This is a genomic window from Pseudomonas aphyarum (genome assembly GCF_028657055.1).
Lineage (GTDB): Bacteria > Pseudomonadota > Gammaproteobacteria > Pseudomonadales > Pseudomonadaceae > Aquipseudomonas > Aquipseudomonas aphyarum.
The window spans coordinates 210,291-225,213 of the sequence record NZ_JAMDGS010000013.1; the positions used below are offsets into that span (position 1 = coordinate 210,291).

General features: G+C 62.8%; 17 protein-coding genes. 5 read left to right on the forward strand and 12 right to left on the reverse strand.

Annotation, left to right across the window (positions count from 1 at the left end; genetic code table 11):
- Window positions 1-27 precede the first annotated feature (27 nt).
- Entirely contained in the window at window positions 28-1,926 is a 1,899-nt protein-coding gene (gene dxs, locus M5G18_RS20255; protein WP_273897673.1) for a 1-deoxy-D-xylulose-5-phosphate synthase, read from the forward strand.
- A 154-nt stretch (window positions 1,927-2,080) separates the two neighbouring features.
- Window positions 2,081-3,964 (forward strand): TonB-dependent receptor domain-containing protein, encoded by a 1,884-nt coding sequence (locus M5G18_RS20260; RefSeq protein ID WP_273897672.1) that lies wholly within the window; start codon window positions 2,081-2,083, stop codon window positions 3,962-3,964.
- A gap of 109 nt (window positions 3,965-4,073) precedes the next feature.
- Here the strand turns inward: M5G18_RS20260 and M5G18_RS20265 are convergent, their stop codons facing one another.
- The 12 genes from M5G18_RS20265 to nrdR all read right to left on the reverse strand — a co-directional run bounded on the left by M5G18_RS20265 (window position 4,074) and on the right by nrdR (window position 12,765).
- A complete protein-coding gene (locus tag M5G18_RS20265; RefSeq protein WP_273897671.1) occupies window positions 4,074-4,874 on the reverse strand; it encodes a cobalamin-binding protein in 801 nt (266 codons plus the stop codon).
- Entirely contained in the window at window positions 4,874-5,293 is a 420-nt protein-coding gene (locus tag M5G18_RS20270) for an MFS transporter (protein WP_273897670.1), read from the reverse strand. The genes M5G18_RS20265 and M5G18_RS20270 overlap by 1 nt, the downstream gene beginning before the upstream one ends.
- Entirely contained in the window at window positions 5,290-5,907 is a 618-nt protein-coding gene (ribA, locus tag M5G18_RS20275) for a GTP cyclohydrolase II (RefSeq protein WP_007955551.1), read from the reverse strand. The genes M5G18_RS20270 and ribA overlap by 4 nt, the downstream gene beginning before the upstream one ends.
- A gap of 133 nt (window positions 5,908-6,040) precedes the next feature.
- Window positions 6,041-6,766, reverse strand: coding sequence for a substrate-binding periplasmic protein (locus tag M5G18_RS20280; protein WP_207984086.1), 726 nt, complete (start codon window positions 6,764-6,766; stop codon window positions 6,041-6,043).
- 28 nt (window positions 6,767-6,794) lie between these two features.
- Window positions 6,795-7,298 carry a phosphatidylglycerophosphatase A family protein gene (locus tag M5G18_RS20285; protein WP_007910933.1) on the reverse strand — a complete coding sequence of 168 codons (504 nt, stop codon included), beginning with the start codon at window positions 7,296-7,298 and terminating at the stop codon, window positions 6,795-6,797.
- Window positions 7,295-8,260: a thiamine-phosphate kinase gene (gene thiL / locus M5G18_RS20290; protein WP_273897668.1), complete on the reverse strand. Its 966-nt coding sequence runs from the start codon at window positions 8,258-8,260 to the stop codon at window positions 7,295-7,297. Before thiL ends, M5G18_RS20285 begins: the two co-directional genes overlap by 4 nt.
- Window positions 8,261-8,287: 27 nt before the next feature.
- The gene (nusB, locus tag M5G18_RS20295; RefSeq protein WP_007955566.1) at window positions 8,288-8,788 is read right to left on the reverse strand and encodes a transcription antitermination factor NusB; all 501 of its coding nucleotides are present in this window, start codon (window positions 8,786-8,788) and stop codon (window positions 8,288-8,290) included.
- Window positions 8,785-9,261: a 6,7-dimethyl-8-ribityllumazine synthase gene (ribH, locus tag M5G18_RS20300; RefSeq protein ID WP_003228649.1), complete on the reverse strand. Its 477-nt coding sequence runs from the start codon at window positions 9,259-9,261 to the stop codon at window positions 8,785-8,787. The genes nusB and ribH overlap by 4 nt, the downstream gene beginning before the upstream one ends.
- Window positions 9,262-9,352: 91 nt before the next feature.
- Window positions 9,353-10,444: a bifunctional 3,4-dihydroxy-2-butanone-4-phosphate synthase/GTP cyclohydrolase II gene (gene ribBA, locus M5G18_RS20305; protein WP_007955569.1), complete on the reverse strand. Its 1,092-nt coding sequence runs from the start codon at window positions 10,442-10,444 to the stop codon at window positions 9,353-9,355.
- A gap of 16 nt (window positions 10,445-10,460) precedes the next feature.
- On the reverse strand, window positions 10,461-11,123 hold the full coding sequence (locus M5G18_RS20310; RefSeq protein ID WP_007955571.1) for a riboflavin synthase: 663 nt from the start codon (window positions 11,121-11,123) through the stop codon (window positions 10,461-10,463).
- A 47-nt stretch (window positions 11,124-11,170) separates the two neighbouring features.
- On the reverse strand, window positions 11,171-12,304 hold the full coding sequence (gene ribD / locus M5G18_RS20315; protein ID WP_273897667.1) for a bifunctional diaminohydroxyphosphoribosylaminopyrimidine deaminase/5-amino-6-(5-phosphoribosylamino)uracil reductase RibD: 1,134 nt from the start codon (window positions 12,302-12,304) through the stop codon (window positions 11,171-11,173).
- Window positions 12,301-12,765, reverse strand: a complete 465-nt coding sequence (nrdR, locus tag M5G18_RS20320) for a transcriptional regulator NrdR (RefSeq protein ID WP_003228656.1) — start codon at window positions 12,763-12,765, stop codon at window positions 12,301-12,303. The genes ribD and nrdR overlap by 4 nt, the downstream gene beginning before the upstream one ends.
- Window positions 12,766-12,893: 128 nt before the next feature.
- On the opposite strand from nrdR, the gene M5G18_RS20325 reads away from it, so the two are divergent.
- From M5G18_RS20325 to trxA, 3 genes are read left to right on the forward strand one after another with little or no spacing between them, the layout of a single operon-like run.
- Complete coding sequence (locus tag M5G18_RS20325) at window positions 12,894-13,358, forward strand: YbaY family lipoprotein (protein WP_273897666.1); 465 nt, start codon at window positions 12,894-12,896, stop codon at window positions 13,356-13,358.
- Window positions 13,355-14,011 (forward strand): class I SAM-dependent methyltransferase, encoded by a 657-nt coding sequence (locus M5G18_RS20330; protein WP_273897665.1) that lies wholly within the window; start codon window positions 13,355-13,357, stop codon window positions 14,009-14,011. Before M5G18_RS20325 ends, M5G18_RS20330 begins: the two co-directional genes overlap by 4 nt.
- A 39-nt stretch (window positions 14,012-14,050) precedes the next feature.
- Window positions 14,051-14,923, forward strand: a complete 873-nt coding sequence (gene trxA / locus M5G18_RS20335; RefSeq protein WP_007955581.1) for a thioredoxin — start codon at window positions 14,051-14,053, stop codon at window positions 14,921-14,923.

Here is a 14,923-nt window from a genome sequence, read left to right on the forward strand (position 1 = left end):
TCTTTTATACCTATAACGATTCGCCTGATGCCCACGACGTTTCATGAGATTCCCCGCAAGCGCCCGACCACGCCCCTGCTCGACCGCGCGAACACGCCGGACGGCCTGCGCCGGTTAGGCGAAGCCGAGCTGGAAACCCTGGCTGATGAGTTGCGCCTGGAATTGCTCTACACGGTCGGCCAGACCGGTGGGCATTTCGGTGCCGGCCTGGGCGTCATCGAGCTGACCATCGCGTTGCATTACGTCTTCGACACCCCGGACGACCGGCTGGTGTGGGACGTCGGTCATCAGGCCTATCCGCACAAGATCCTCACCGGTCGTCGCGAGCGCATGGAATCCTTGCGCCAGAAGGACGGCATCGCCGCCTTCCCGCGCCGCTCCGAGAGCGAGTACGACACTTTTGGCGTCGGCCACTCCAGCACCTCGATCAGTGCTGCGCTGGGCATGGCCATCGCCGCCCGCCTGCAGAACAGTGATCGCAAGGCGATTGCGGTGATCGGCGACGGCGCATTGACCGCCGGCATGGCGTTCGAGGCGCTGAACCATGCGCCGGAAGTCGACGCCAACATGCTGGTGATCCTCAACGACAACGACATGTCGATCTCGCGCAACGTCGGCGGGCTGTCGAACTATCTGGCGAAGATCCTTTCCAGCCGCACTTACGCGAGCATGCGTGAAGGCAGCAAGAAAGTGCTGTCGCGCCTGCCCGGCGCCTGGGAAATCGCCCGTCGTACCGAAGAATACGCAAAAGGCATGCTGGTTCCCGGCACCCTGTTCGAAGAGCTGGGCTGGAACTACATCGGCCCGATCGACGGCCATGATCTGCCGACCCTGATCGCCACCTTGCGCAACATGCGCGATCTGAAAGGCCCGCAGTTCCTGCACATCGTCACCAAGAAGGGCAAAGGCTTCGCCCCGGCGGAAGTCGACCCGATCGGTTACCACGCCATCACCAAACTCGAACCGCTGGACGCCCCGGCCGCTGCGCCGAAAAAGGCCGGCGGGCCGAAGTACTCTGGCGTGTTCGGTGAGTGGCTGTGCGACATGGCTGCTGCCGACCCACGCCTGGTGGGCATTACCCCGGCGATGAAGGAAGGCTCGGATCTGGTGGCGTTCAGCGAACGTTTCCCGCTGCGCTACTTCGACGTGGCGATTGCCGAGCAACACGCCGTAACCCTCGCCGCCGGCATGGCCTGCGAAGGCGCGAAACCGGTGGTGGCGATCTACTCGACGTTCCTGCAACGCGGTTACGATCAATTGGTGCATGACGTCGCGGTGCAGAACCTCGACGTGCTGTTCGCCATCGACCGCGCCGGTCTGGTGGGCGAAGACGGCCCGACCCACGCCGGCAGCTTCGATCTGTCGTTCCTGCGCTGCATCCCGGGCATGGTGATCATGACCCCGAGCGATGAAAACGAACTGCGCAAGATGCTCACCACCGGCCATCTGTACAACGGCCCGGCGGCGGTGCGTTACCCGCGCGGCACCGGCCCGAACGCGACCATCGAGAAAGACCTCGAACCGATCGAGATCGGCAAGGGTGTGGTGCGTCGTCAGGGCAGCAAAGTCGCCCTGCTGGTGTTCGGCGTGCAAATGGCCGAAGCCCTGAAAGTCGCCGAGACGCTGGATGCGACCGTGGTCGACATGCGTTTCGTCAAACCGATGGACGAAGCGCTGGTACGCGAAATCGCCAACAGCCACGAGCTGCTGGTGACCATCGAAGAGAACGCGATCATGGGCGGCGCCGGTGGCGCGGTCAGCGAATTCCTCGCCCGCGAGAACATCCTCAAGTCGGTGCTGCACCTGGGCTTGCCGGACGTTTACGTCGAGCACGCCAAGCCGGCGCAGATGCTGGCCGAGTGCGGGCTGGATGAAGTGGGGATCGAAGCGGCGGTGCGTGAGCGCCTGACTCTGCTCAACAAGTAATCACCATCCCTGTGGGAGCGGGCTTGCCCGCGATGAGGTCGGCACAGTCAACATTGATGTTGGATGTACCGACGCCATCGTGGGCAAGCCCGCTCCCACAGTGTTTTGTGTCGCTAGAAATTTTGTGCACACCAGAAATACCAACGGAATACCGATGAACCTCTCGCGCCTCGCCCTGCCCCTCCTGCTGCTGCCCACCGCCAACGCCCTCGCCGACACCTTCGAACGCGATCAGGCCCTGAAGCTGCCGGACGTGCTGATCAGCGCCAACCGCCAGGTCGAAGCGCGCAACGACAGCAGCGCCGCCAACACCGTGTTCACCCGCGAAGACATCGAGCGTCTGCAACCGCGCAGCGTCACCGATCTGCTACAACGGGTACCGGGCGTACAAGTCGCACAAACCGGCGGACGCGGCAGCCTGCCGGGGGTCTACATTCGCGGCACGCAATCGGCGCAGAGCCTGGTGCTGGTCGACGGCCAGCGCATCGGCAATTCGACGTCCGGCGACAGCAACCTGCAACACCTGAACATCGAGCAGATCGAGCGCGTGGAAGTGCTGCGCGGTTCGCGTTCGGTGATCTACGGCAGCGATGCAATTGGCGGGGTGATTCAGATCTTCACCCGGCGCGGTGGCGAGCAAGGCTTGCAGCCGCGGATGCATGTCGGATTCGGCAGTAACCAGACCTGGGAGCGCAGTGTCGGTCTGTCCGGAGGCGATGAGAAAACCCGCTTCAACCTCGGCGCCAGCCTCGATGAAACCGCCGGCCTCGACCGCACCCACGAGTCGTACTCCAGCGACAGCGATCACGATGCCTACCGCAACAAATCCATCAGCCTGAGCCTCAGCCATGCGCTGACCGATGACATCGAAGTCGGCGCCAACCTGCTGGATAACCGTGGCAAAAGCGAGTTCGACAACCCGTTCGGGCGCTTTGACCCGGTGACCTTCGACTCCGTTCAGCAGCAGCCCTACAGCGATTTCACCGTCAGCAGTTTCAGCAGCTACATCGACGCGCGGATCAACGAGCGCTGGAAGTCGCGCCTGGAACTCGGCCACAGCGAAAACCGTGAAAAAACCTTCGACAAGCTCAGCGACGAACGCTCGGTGTTCAACACCTACCGTGATTCGGTGACCTGGCAGAACGACCTGACCCTCGATGCGCGCAACAGCCTGATCCTTGGCGGCGACTGGTACGAAGACCGGATCAACAGCAGCACCGCGTTCGACGAAGACAGCCGCTGGAACCGCGCCGCGTTCATCCAGCATCGCTTCCAGGCCGACAGCTTCTCTACCGAACTGGGCCTGCGCCGCGACGACAACCAGCAATTCGGCGGCCAGAACAGCTGGAGCGGCACGCTGACGTTGCCGGTCAATCCGGACAACGATCTGCTGCTCAGCTACAGCGAAGGCTTCCGCGCGCCGACCTTCAACGATCTGTACTACCCGGACTTCAGCAACCCCGACCTGAAACCGGAAACCTCGAAAAGCTACGAGCTGCAATGGCGCAGTCAGTTGAGCGACAGCACTCACCTCGAAGCCTCGCTGTATCGGACCGATCTGGAAGACGCGATCATCTTCGGCAGCAACTCACGCCCGGAAAACGTCGCCTCGGCGCGGATCAACGGTTTCGAAGCAGCGCTGAAACAGGAGCTGTTCGGCTGGCAGAGCAACCTCGGCGTGGCGATCATCGATCCCCGCGACCGCGACACCGGCCACACCCTGGCGCGGCGTGCCCGTCGCACCTTGAGCTGGGATCTGGACCGACAATTCGATCGCCTCGGCCTCGGTGCCAGTTGGCAGGCCGTCAGCAGCAGTTATGACGACCTGAACAATCAGCAACCATTGGGCGGTTATGCACTGCTCGGACTGCGCAGCAGCTGGGCGCTGAACCGCGAGATCAAACTGGATTTCAAGGTCGATAACCTGCTGGACAAGGGCTACAGCCGGGCACTGTACAGCCATGACGGCAGTCAGTATGGCTATCGAGAAGAAGGTCGGGCGTTCATGTTCGGGGTGACCTGGACGCCGCAGCTCTGATCCAGAACTTCCACTGATCTGACGGGCCCCATCGCGAGCAAGCTCGCTCCCACAGGGATCACGCTGAACCTGTGGGAGCGAGCTTGCTCGCGAAATAGACGCCGAGGTCTCAGCGGTCTGGCGCGATCAGCTGGCAGAGCTTGGCAGTCGCCTCGATCATCTGCCCGCTGGGGCGCTCAAGGCCTTTATCGGTGACCAGCAGCAATTGCCCGTGCTTGACCGCTGCCACCTGCGGCCAGGCTTTCCACGCATCCAGTTGCGGCTGATCGCTGGCCAGAATCACTTCGGGATCACGCTGTAAAACCGCTTCGATGCTCACCTGCGGCGCCGGTAGGCTCAGGTCGCCGAACACATTGCGCGCGCCGCACACTTCAAGCGCATCGCTGATGATCTGCTCGCCGCCGATGGTGTACAGCGGCTTGTCCCAGACCTGATAGAACACCCGCAGCGGCACTGCCCGCCAGTAGCGCTGACGCAGCTCATCGAGGTTTTGCCGCAACTCGCTTGCCCGCGCGCTCCCACGCTCAGGACGACCGAGCTGTGTCGCGATGGCCTCAATCTGCGCGGTCAGTTGTTCGAGACTGTGGGGCTCGGCAACAAAGGTCGGGATATTCAGTCGTTTGAGCTGGTCGCGCTGAGCCGGGCCGACACTGCCGGGCCACAACAGCAACAAGTCAGGCTTGAGGCTGAGCAGCCGTTCCATGTCGAGCTGGCCGTAACGGCCCACCGAAGGCACGTCCTTAATTGCGGATGGCCGCTCACCGGCATCCAGCACGCCGACCAGCAGGTCGGCCGAATCCAGTTCAACCACGATTTCAGACAGGGATGGCGCGAGGCTGACCACCCGCAGGGCGGCCAGCGTTTCACCGCTGACGGCCAGCAGCAGAACCGCCAGCCAGAGGCGCCGCATCAAGCGAGTTGACGCGGGATACGGTAGAGGTAGAACAGCACCGCCGTGGACAGCGCCAGCAACATCAGCGGCACCGCTTCAAGGCCGACAAACACCGCCAGCGCGCCGATCCATGCCGGCAGCGCCGCGACCACGAATGCACTGCGAAGGCAGGCCGCCAGGGCGATCCAGGCAGCGGGTTCTTCAGGGGTATTGAGGGCTTTTTGCGTGGCGATCAGCGCATGTTTGTAGCGCCCGAAAAACTTCAGGCTGACAAACATCGAGGCCACGCCAGCGATAAAGAAAGGCATCGCCAGCACCGGCAGAATGGCCTCGCCCTGGCCGAACACAGCGTTGATCACGAACAGCGGCACCAGTGCCAGCGCCAGGTATTTCCACCAGGTGATCGACAGACGGCGCCGCACTTGCCCGCGGGTCACGCCCGGTCTACCTCGCCCTGATGCTCGTTGCCCATCATGTGGTCGAGCTTGCTGGCCTTGGTCGCCAGATAGAGTTTGTTGTGCGGGTTGTGGCCGGTGTGCAGCGGCACGCGCTCGGCGACGACGATACCCATGTCGGTCAAGGCTTTGACCTTACGCGGGTTGTTGGTCATCAGGCGCAGCGATTTGACGCCCAGATGCTCGAGCATCGGCAGGCACATGGCGTAGTCACGCTGGTCGGCGGCAAAGCCCAGACGCTCGTTGGCTTCAACGGTGTCGGCGCCGCCGTCCTGCAATTCGTAGGCACGGATCTTGTTCAAAAGACCGATGCCGCGTCCTTCCTGACGCAGGTACAGCAACACGCCACGACCTTCGCGAGCGATGGCCTTGAGGGCGCCTTCAAGTTGCGAACCGCAGTCGCAACGCTGGCTGAACAAGGCATCGCCGGTCAGGCATTCGGAGTGCAGACGGCCGAGTACCGGGGCACCGTCGGCAATCTCACCCAGGCTCAGCACGACGTGCTCGCGGCCGGTGGCTTCATCGAGAAAACCGTGCATGGTGAATTGCGCAAAAGGCGTTGGCAGCTTGGAAGCGGCGACAAAAACGACAGGCACCGGTGTGCTCCTGATCTGAAAAGTCTGAAGATTCGCTGGGCGGCATTGTAACAGCAGGTTCCCGCAGGCGCTTAGGCTGAATTATCGGCCATAACGATCAAAAAGTTTGATAACAGGCTCGCCCTTATCGCGTTCATTCGAAGGGATATGGTTGTTTCCAGCGCTCGAAGATCGGCTTCAACTCGCCGCTCTTCACCAGTTGCTCCATGCGCTGGTCGTAGATCGACATCAGTGCGCGGGCTTGCGGGGTGTCGGCGAAACCGAGGTACAGCGGCAATTCCGCCAGATGCGAATAACGGTACTGCGACGGGTCGGCGGCGTTTCTCACCACTGCTTCGATTTCCGTCAGCGCATCAATGTAGTAATCCGCCCGCCCCTGCTTGAGCATCGACAGGATGCCGGTGCGGCGCTCGATCTGGTTGAAGCGTTTGACATTCGGCAAATAGGTTTCGTAGCGATAGCCGCGTACCCAGGCCAGTCGGTATTTACCCAGCGTCGCCTGGGTCGGCGAAGGATTGCTGGCCAGGCCGAGCGCGTAGATGTGGTCGGAGTCGAAATTCCATTTCGGGTACAGCACCTGCTCGGCTTCACCGCGATAGGAACCGACCAGCGCGTCAGCTTCCTTCAACTGCACCAACCCCACCGAGCGGGTGTAGGGCACGGTGCGAATATCCAAGGTCACGCCGGCTGGCTCGAACACTTTGCGCAACACATCCCAGCCCAGGCCATGGCCGTCGGCGGCGGTGTAGTCTTCCCACTCTTCGCTGGCCAGGTGAATGACCGACGGCGGCGCGTCCTGTGCCTGGGCCATGGCGCCAAGCAAGGTCAAAACCACTATCGCCAACCAGCGTCGAGTCATCCCTGTGTCCCTCATCCACGCCTGGAAATCAGGCGAAAATCCACACCAGTCCCTGCATCGCCAGCCAGGCAAACACGCCGGCCAGCACGTCGTCGAGCATGATGCCGACGCCGCCGTGAACATGCCGGTCGATCCAGCGGATCGGCCATGGCTTGAGAATGTCGAAGAAGCGGAACACCAGGAACCCGGCGAGCAACCAGTACCAGCCCTCCGGCACCAGCCACAGGGTGATCCACATCCCGACCATTTCGTCCCAGACGATGCCTTCGTGGTCGTGCACCCGCAGATCGTCGGCCACTTTGCCGCACAGCCAGAAGCCGAACAGCATGGTGATCCCGAGCATCAGCCAGTAACCCCAGTCCGGCAGCATCTGCCACAACGGGATAAAGGGTAGCGCAACTAACGAGCCCCAGGTGCCCGGCGCCTTGGGCAAGGTGCCCGAGCCGAAGCCGAACGCGAGGAAATGCCAGGGATTGCGCCAGACCGACGGCGGAACGAATTCGGCCGGAACCTGTTTCGGGTGATCTGTCACGGTGACTCCTGAAAATGTTGATAACCCCGGATTTGCGGGGTGATGTCGTGCCCGTCGCGATCCAGCAGCACCACGCCCTGACCCTGCGTCACGCGGCCGATCACATGGATCGGCCAGCCATCGGCGAGCAGCGCCGGTAACTCGACGGACGGCAAGGTGAAGGCCAGCACGTAATCATCGCCACCGCTCAACGCCGCACGCTCGGCGCCGCGCTGACCGAGAAACGCCACCAGCGCATCCGACAGCGGAACACGCTCGCGCTCGACTTCGAGGCGAACCTTCGAGGCCAGCGCAATGTGACCGCAATCGGCGAGCAGGCCATCGGAGATGTCCAGCGCCGAGGTGGCCTTGCCACGCAGGGCCTGGCCGAGGGCGAGTTGCGGTTGCGGCGACCAGTAATGATCGAGCAGCGGCTGGGCGATATGGGGTTCGGCGTCACGCTGGCCCAGCACCAGCGGCAAAGCGCCGGCGGCATTGCCCAGCTCACCACCGACACACAGCAGATCGCCCGGTTGTGCGCCGCTGCGGGTCAGCGCTTTGCCGGCCGGGACGCGGCCGAACACGGTGACGGTCAGGCTCAACGGCCCGCGCGTCGTATCGCCGCCAACCAGTGCCACGCTGCAGCCCTGCGCCATGCGGTTCAAACCGCGGGCATAGGCTTGCAGCCAATCGGCAGTCACCGTCGGCAGAGTCAGGGCAAGGGTAAAGGCGACGGGCGTGGCGCCCATGGCAGCGAGGTCGCTGACCGCCACGGCCAGCGAGCGCTGACCGAGCAGAAACGGATCGCAGGGATCGGCGAAATGCACGCCGGCCACCAGCGTATCGGTGGAAACCGCCAGCTGTTCCCCGAAAGGAACCGCCAGCAAGGCGCAGTCGTCGCCGATCCCCAGTGCAACGCCTTCGCCGCCCTGCGCACAAGGCGCGGCGGCGAAGAAATTGCGGATCAGCTCAAACTCGCCCATGGCCGAGAAAAAGTATTCAAGCGCGGATCAGCGCTTGAACGCCTTCACTTCAGCTTCACGCAGGCGCGGAGCCAGCTTGTCGAGCACGCCGTTGACGAACTTGTGGCCGTCGGTCGAACCGAACACTTTGGCCAGTTCGATACCTTCGTTGATCACAACGCGGTACGGCACGTCGACGCGCTTGAGCAGTTCCCAGGTGGACAGCCGCAGAACCGCCAGCTCAACCGGGTCCAGCTCTTCGATCGCCAGGTCCAGGCAAGGCGTGAGCGCGTTGTCGATTTCGGTCTTGAACTGCGGAACCCCGTGCAGGATTTCGCGGAAGTAAGCACCGTCGACATCGGTGAAATCGTTATCGACCCGGAACTGCGCTTCGATCTCGTTCAACGACTGCCGAGCCATGTGCCATTGATACAGGGCCTGGGTCGCGAGCTGACGGGCTTCGCGGCGCTTGGCGCTTTTCGATGGCTTGCCGGCATCCGCAGGTTTCGGATCGCGCGGGTTGAAACGATCGCTTTCGTCGCTAATCACTTGGCCTCCAACTGCGCCAGCAGGCTGACCATTTCCAGAGCGGACAGGGCAGCTTCAGCACCTTTGTTGCCGGCCTTGGTGCCGGAACGTTCGATGGCTTGCTCGATGGAATCAACGGTCAGGACGCCGAAAGCGACCGGTACGCCGAACTCCATGGACACCTGGGCCAGGCCCTTGGTGCACTCGCCAGCCACGTATTCGAAGTGCGGAGTACCGCCACGAATGACCGCGCCCAGGGCGATGATTGCTGCGAACTCGCCTTTCTGGGCGACTTTCTGCGCAACCAGCGGGATTTCGAAGGCGCCAGGTGCGCGGATGATGGTGATGTCGCTTTCGCTCACGCCGTGGCGAACCAGGGCATCAACTGCACCGCTGACCAGGCTTTCAACCACGAAGCTGTTGAAGCGGCCCACTACCAAAGCGTAGCGGCCTTTAGGGGCGATGAAGGTACCTTCGATGGTCTTCAGGGTCATTCGTCAGATCTCTTAAAGAGCCGGGACGCGTCTGTTTCGCGTCCCTCAGTGATTTATTTGCCGCGAATTCGGAGCCGGAAACAACCGGTCATTATTCGGAGGGCACGTATTCTACAACTTCCAGATCGAAACCGGATATCGCATTGAACTTCATCGGCGCAGACATCAAGCGCATTTTGCGCACGCCGAGGTCACGCAGGATCTGCGAACCGGCACCGACGATGCTGTAGGTGGTCGGTTTTTTCACCGCCGCCTGATCGCCGGTTTCGCGGATGTGCGCCAGCAACACGTCGCCATCCAGCGGGTGACCGAGCAACAGCACCACACCGCTGCCGGCCTCGGCGACCGCAGCCATGGCGGCGCGCAGGCTCCAGCGGCCAGGTTGCTTGACCATCAGCAGGTCGCGCAGCGGGTCCATGTTGTGCACGCGAACCAAGGTCGGTTCTTCGGCGCAAACGGTGCCCAGGGTCAGTGCCATGTGCACGTCGCCTTCCACGGAATCACGATAGGTCACCAGGTTGAATTGGCCCAGTTCGCTGTCCAGTGGCTGCTCGGCAATCCGCTGAACGGTACGTTCGTGGATCATCCGGTAGTGAATCAGGTCAGCGATGGTGCCGATCTTGATGTCGTGTTCGGCCGCGAAAGCTTCCAGCTCGGCGCGACGGGACATGGTGCCGTCGTCATTCATCACTTCGCAGATCACGCCGCTCGGCTCGAAACCGGCCATGCGCGCCAGGTCGCAGGCGGCTTCGGTATGACCGGCGCGGGCCAGGGTGCCACCGGCCTGGGCCATCAGCGGGAAGATGTGGCCCGGGCTGACGATGTCTTCGGCTTTCGCGTCCTTCGCAGCGGCCGCTTGCACGGTGCGTGCGCGGTCAGCGGCGGAGATGCCGGTGGTCACGCCTTCGGCGGCTTCGATCGAGACAGTGAACTTGGTGCCGAAACCGGAACCGTTGCGCGGCGCCATCAGCGGCAGCTTCAGGGTTTCGCAGCGCTCGCGGCTCATCGGCATGCAGATCAGGCCACGGGCGTGCTTGGCCATGAAGTTGATGTGCTCGGCCTTGCAGCATTCGGCGGCCATGATCAGGTCGCCTTCGTTCTCGCGGTCTTCGTCATCCATGAGGATGACCATCTTGCCTTGGCGGATGTCTTCAACCAGTTCTTCGATGCTATTGAGCGCCACAAGGCACCCCCTTCAGTCAGGATTTGAGGTAGCCGTTGGCGGCCAGAAAGCTTTCAGTGATGCCACCGGACGTTGGCTCTGCAGCCTTGTCGCCCAACAGCAGACGCTCCAGATAACGCGCCAGCAAGTCGACTTCCAGGTTCACCCGGCGACCTGGCTTATAGGACGCCATGATGGTTTCGCTCAGGGTGTGCGGAATGATCGTCAGCAGGAATTCGGCGCCATCGACCGCGTTCACGGTCAGGCTGGTGCCGTCCACGGTGATCGAGCCTTTATGGGCGATGTACTTGGCCAGCTCTTTCGGCGCGCGGATGCGAAATTCCACGGCGCGGGCATTATCGCTGCGCGAGACCACTTCGCCGACACCGTCGACGTGACCGCTGACCAGATGTCCGCCGAGACGGGTGGTCGGGGTCAGGGCTTTTTCCAGGTTGACCGGGCTGCCGCTTTTCAGGTCATTCATGGCGGTGCAGTCGAGGGTTTCGCGACTGACGTCGGCGGCGAAGCCGTTGCCCGGCAGTTCAACCGCGGTCAGGCACACGCCGTTGACCGCGATGCTGTCGCCGAGTTTGACGTCGCTCAGGTCGAGCTTGCCGGTTTCGACATGCACCCGCACATCACCGCCCTTTGGGGTCAGTGCGCGGATACTGCCGATGGATTCGATGATGCCGGTAAACATGGGGTTCTCCTTGAGAACGAAGCCAGCGCTAACGCGATGGCCGGGAATTATACGCTCGCCGATGAGACAGGGATTGCAGTGACTCGCCAGTCATCGCCAACCGCGCGAATTTCAGTGATTTTCAGCTCCGGCGCATCCTTCATATAGGCCAGCGGCCAGTCCAGCAGCGGACGCGCCGTGGAGCCGAGGAACTTGCCGGCGATAAAGATCACGAACTCGTCGACCAGACCGAGCTGGGCAAACGCGCCGGCCAGTCGCGGACCGGCCTCGACCAGCACTTCATTGACGCCACGGTTGGCCAGCTCGATCAGCAATTGATGCAGATCGACCTGACCGTCATCGCCCGGCACGATCAGGCATTCCGGACCGTGGGCGTACTGTTCTTCGATGGCCACGCAGGTGGCGACCAGCGCCGGGCCGGCCTTGAAGAACGGCGCATCCAGCGGCACCCGCAGACGTCCGTCGATCAGTACCCGCAGCGGCGGACGGCTCAGGGCCAGCGCGGCTTGTTCGGCATCCAGCCCCAGCTCATCGCCGCGAACAGTCAGGCGTGCGCCATCGGCCAGCACCGTGTCGGCGCCGGTCAGCACTACGCTGGCCTGGGCGCGCAGACGCTGCACCGCCGAACGCGCGGCAGGGCCGGTGATCCATTGGCTCTCGCCGCTTTCCATCGCCGTGCGGCCGTCGAGGCTCATGGCCAGCTTGACCCGCACGAACGGCAAGCCGTGTTCCATGCGCTTCAGAAAACCTTGATTGAGCTTGCGCGCCTCAGCTTCCAGCACGCCGCTTTCGGTGGCGATGCCGGCATCGCTCAAGCGCTGCAGACCGCGTCCGGCGACTTGTGGATTCGGATCACGCATCGCCGCAACCACCCGGCCAACGCCGGCATTCACCAAAGCATCGGCGCACGGCGGTGTGCGGCCGTGGTGGCTGCAAGGTTCGAGGGTCACGTAAGCCGTGGCGCCCCGGGCCAGTTCACCGGCGGCGCGCAGGGCGTGGACTTCGGCATGGGGTTCGCCGGCGCGTTCATGCCAGCCTTCGCCGACAATCTGCCCGTCACGCACGATCACGCAGCCAACCCGTGGATTGGGATGAGTCGTGTAATGACCCTTGCGCGCCAACTCCAGGGCCCGGGCCATGAAGTGGGCGTCGAGGATGGCCTGCTCGGCGGCGGTGGTCATTCTTTCACCGGTTCGCGGGCGAGGCGGTCGATCTCTTCGCGGAATTCGTTGAGGTCCTGGAAGCGGCGGTACACGGAAGCGAAACGGATGTAGGCCACTTCATCGAGCTTTTGCAGCTCGGCCATCACCAGTTCGCCGACCACGAGGGACTTGACCTCGCGCTCGCCGGTGGCGCGCAGCTTGTGCTTGATATGGACCAGCGAGGATTCGAGGCGCTCGACGCTCACCGGACGTTTCTCCAGGGCGCGTTGCATGCCGGCGCGGAGTTTTTCTTCGTCGAACGGTTGGCGGCTGCCGTCGGTTTTGATCAGGCGCGGCAACACCAGTTCGGCCGTCTCGAACGTCGTGAAACGTTCGCCGCAGGCCAGGCATTCACGCCGGCGGCGCACCTGTTCGCCCTCGGCGACCAGACGCGAGTCGATGACCTTGGTGTCGTTGGCACCGCAGAAGGGACAGTGCATGGTGGCTGGCAACAAAAAAAGGGAGGGCCATGGTAGCGCATCCCGGTGGCAAGACAAGCCATAGGCTTTGCGGTATACAGACTGCCATGATCGTTTGATCCATGGATTTCATTTTGCTGGAGCCGCCAATGTCCCTACGACCGCTCGTTTTGCTCAGTGTTTTCAGCCTGCTGGTGGCCTGTGGCAGCGATGCGCCCAAGCCTCAGCCGCCCACGCCGGGCCCGGCGCCGCAACAGGCGCAGAAAAAAGCCCGGGAAGCCGCCGATCTCGGCCCGCTGCCCGCGTATCAACGGGAACTGAGCGGCACCCTGCAAGGCGTGCCGGCCGGCGCCGAAGTCGAACTGGCGCTGCTGGTGATCGACGCAAAGGATCGTCCGCAACAATTGCTCGCCAGTTCCAGCCTGATCGGCAACAACCAGATTCTGCCGTTCCACTTGCGCTTCAACCCCGAGGCTTTTCCGGCCGGGGCGCGGGTTGAACTGCGCGGCCGCGCCAGCCAGTCCGGCCAGTTGATCCTGCACCTGCCGTCGCAGACCATCACTCAGCCGACCACCCAGGCGTTGGGCCAGCTGCAATTTGTCAAAGCACCATGAATGCTCCGCTAGACCTGCAACAGTCGCTGGGCGAATTGCTCGGCGACGCGCGACTGAAAGCCTGTGCGTTGCCGGACACCGATTTGCAGCTGTGGCTGATTGACGGCGACAACATGGCGCGCGAATTCAGCCAGGAGGAAACCCAACGAATCCTGCATGAACCGCCCTACTGGAGTTTCTGCTGGGCCAGCGGTCTGGCGGTGGCACGCTATCTGGCGGAGTTTCCCGAATGGGTTCGGGGCAAGCGGGTGCTGGATTTCGGCGCCGGTTCCGGAATCGCCGGCATTGCAGCGGTGAAAGCCGGCGCGCTGGAGGTGGTGGCCTGCGATCTCGATCCGTTGGCGATTGCCGCCTGTCGGGCGAATGCCGAACTCAATGATGTGCAGATGAGCTATTCCACGGATTTCTTCGCCGAGGCGGATCGCTTCGATCTGATCCTGGTGGCCGACGTCTTGTACGACCGGGAAAACCTGCCGTTGCTCGAGGCCTTCCTGAGCCGTGGCCGCGAAGCGCTGGTGGCGGATTCGCGGGTCCGGGATTTCCGTCACCCGCTGTACCGGCGCATCGAAATGCTCGAAGCCATGACCCTGCCGGATCTGGCCGAGCCCGAAGAGTTTCGCCATGTCAGCCTCTACCATGCGGCCCGCGCCTGACCGTATAGTTGCCCCATTCACGCTTTTACGAGATACCCCATGAGTCAGCAAACGCCGTACATCTTCGACGCCACGACGGCCGACTTCGACCAGTCGGTGATCGAGGCTTCCTTTCAAAAACCGGTGCTGGTGGATTTCTGGGCCGAATGGTGTGCGCCGTGCAAGGCGCTGATGCCGATGCTGCAAGGCATCGCCGAGAGCTATCAGGGCGAGTTGCTGCTGGCCAAGGTCAATTGCGATATCGAACAGGACATTGTTGCCCGCTTCGGTATCCGCAGCCTGCCGACCGTGGTGCTGTTCAAGGACGGTCAACCGGTGGACGGCTTTGCCGGTGCGCAACCGGAATCCGCCGTGCGCGCCCTGCTTGAACCGCATGTGCAGATGCCCGCGCCGTCCGCCGCCGATCCGTTCGAACAGGCTCAGGCCTTGTTTGACGAAGGCCGTTACGCCGACGCGGAAGCGACACTGGTTACGCTGCTGGGCGAAGACAACACCAACGCCAAGGCGCTGATCCTCTACGCTCGCTGCCTGACCGAACGCGGTGAGCTGGGCGAGGCGCAAACCGTGCTCGACGCGGTCAAGAGTGACGAGCACAAGGCTGCACTGGCCGGTGCCAAGGCGCAGATCAAGTTCCTTGGTCTGGCCCGTGACCTGCCGGATGCCGCCGACCTGAAAAGCCGTCTGGCGCAGAACCCGCAGGACGATGAAGCGGTGTATCAACTGGCGATCCAGCAACTGGCCCGTCAGCAATACGAAGCGGCGCTGGACGCACTGCTCAAGCTGTTCATCCGCAACCGCAGCTACGGCGAAGGCCTGCCGCACAAGACCTTGCTGCAAGTGTTCGAACTGCTGGGCAACGATCACCCGCTGGTGACCGCTTACCGGCGCAAGGTGTTTGCGGCGCTGTACTAA

What these genes read in the sequence shown, in the direction of transcription:
- dxs (WP_273897673.1), top strand. Translation starts at nt 28, where the DNA reads ATGCCCACGACGTTTCATGAGATTCCCCGCAAGCGCCCGACCACGCCC.
- M5G18_RS20260 (WP_273897672.1), top strand. Translation starts at nt 2,081, where the DNA reads ATGAACCTCTCGCGCCTCGCCCTGCCCCTCCTGCTGCTGCCCACCGCC.
- M5G18_RS20265 (WP_273897671.1), bottom strand. Translation starts at nt 4,874, where the DNA reads ATGCGGCGCCTCTGGCTGGCGGTTCTGCTGCTGGCCGTCAGCGGTGAA.
- M5G18_RS20280 (WP_207984086.1), bottom strand. Translation starts at nt 6,766, where the DNA reads ATGACTCGACGCTGGTTGGCGATAGTGGTTTTGACCTTGCTTGGCGCC.
- thiL (WP_273897668.1), bottom strand. Translation starts at nt 8,260, where the DNA reads ATGGGCGAGTTTGAGCTGATCCGCAATTTCTTCGCCGCCGCGCCTTGT.
- ribH (WP_003228649.1), bottom strand. Translation starts at nt 9,261, where the DNA reads ATGACCCTGAAGACCATCGAAGGTACCTTCATCGCCCCTAAAGGCCGC.
- M5G18_RS20310 (WP_007955571.1), bottom strand. Translation starts at nt 11,123, where the DNA reads ATGTTTACCGGCATCATCGAATCCATCGGCAGTATCCGCGCACTGACC.
- ribD (WP_273897667.1), bottom strand. Translation starts at nt 12,304, where the DNA reads ATGACCACCGCCGCCGAGCAGGCCATCCTCGACGCCCACTTCATGGCC.
- nrdR (WP_003228656.1), bottom strand. Translation starts at nt 12,765, where the DNA reads ATGCACTGTCCCTTCTGCGGTGCCAACGACACCAAGGTCATCGACTCG.
- M5G18_RS20325 (WP_273897666.1), top strand. Translation starts at nt 12,894, where the DNA reads ATGTCCCTACGACCGCTCGTTTTGCTCAGTGTTTTCAGCCTGCTGGTG.
- M5G18_RS20330 (WP_273897665.1), top strand. Translation starts at nt 13,355, where the DNA reads ATGAATGCTCCGCTAGACCTGCAACAGTCGCTGGGCGAATTGCTCGGC.
- trxA (WP_007955581.1), top strand. Translation starts at nt 14,051, where the DNA reads ATGAGTCAGCAAACGCCGTACATCTTCGACGCCACGACGGCCGACTTC.